Source organism: Mycobacterium sp. E735 (genome assembly GCF_001666955.1).
Classification (GTDB): domain Bacteria; phylum Actinomycetota; class Actinomycetes; order Mycobacteriales; family Mycobacteriaceae; genus Mycobacterium.
The window spans coordinates 1-836 of the sequence record NZ_LZIX01000141.1; the positions used below are offsets into that span (position 1 = coordinate 1).

General features: G+C 60.2%; 2 protein-coding genes. One reads left to right on the forward strand and one right to left on the reverse strand.

Annotation, left to right across the window (positions count from 1 at the left end):
• A partial coding sequence (locus A5704_RS27620; protein ID WP_197508475.1) for a class I SAM-dependent methyltransferase occupies positions 1–138 on the forward strand: 138 nt, incomplete at its 5' end.
• 26 nt (positions 139–164) lie between these two features.
• Here the strand turns inward: A5704_RS27620 and A5704_RS11355 are convergent.
• Positions 165–836: class I SAM-dependent methyltransferase (locus tag A5704_RS11355; RefSeq protein ID WP_067889056.1), on the reverse strand; the 672-nt coding region annotated here is incomplete at its 5' end.

Below are 836 nucleotides of genomic sequence, written 5' to 3' on the forward strand. Positions count from 1 at the left end.
CTGGCGGCGAACCACGACGCGGCCATCGCGATCCAGTCGCAAGAGGTCTACGACCGCTACATGAAGTACCTGACCGGCTGCGAGGACTTCTTCCGCAAGGGCATCAGCAATGTGGGCCAGTTCACCCTCGTGAAGTAGGCGGCGAGGAGCTGGGGGTCGTTCCGCTACTTTTGCAGCGTGAACTGGTCGACGTCGGTGTAACCCTGGCGGAACAGCTTCGCGCAACCGGTCAGGTACTTCATGTAGCGGTCGTAGACCTCTTGCGACTGGATGGCGATGGCCTCGTCGCGGTTCGCCTCGAGGGCGGCCGCCCATATATTGAGAGTCCGCTCGTAGTGCTCACCCAGTAATTGCACCTTTTCGACCGAGAATCCGGCGGGCTCAGCGAATTTGAAAATATCTTCCTGCGTCGGCAGCTGGCCGCCCGGAAAAATCTCGGTGCCGATGAATCGCGCGAATCTCACATCGCGCATAGTCAGCTTGATGCCGAGTGCGGGCATCTGCTGCCATTGATAGGTCAAAATGGTGTGCAACAGCATCCGACCGTCGTCGGGCAGGATGTGGTGGGCACGTTCAAAAAAGGCCGGCCACCGGTCGGCCTTGAACGCCTCGAAGGCGCCGATGCTGACGATTCGGTCGACCTTGTCGTCGAATTCCTCCCAGCCCTGCAACCGGACTTCGACGGAGCGGTCGGTGGGGATGGCGGCCATTTTGGCCTTACTGTAGGCAAACTGGTTGCGACTCAGCGTGATCCCGATCACGTTGACGTCATATTTCTCGATCGCCCGGTGCAGCGCTCCTCCCCAGCCGCAACCGATGTCGAGTAGCGTCATCCC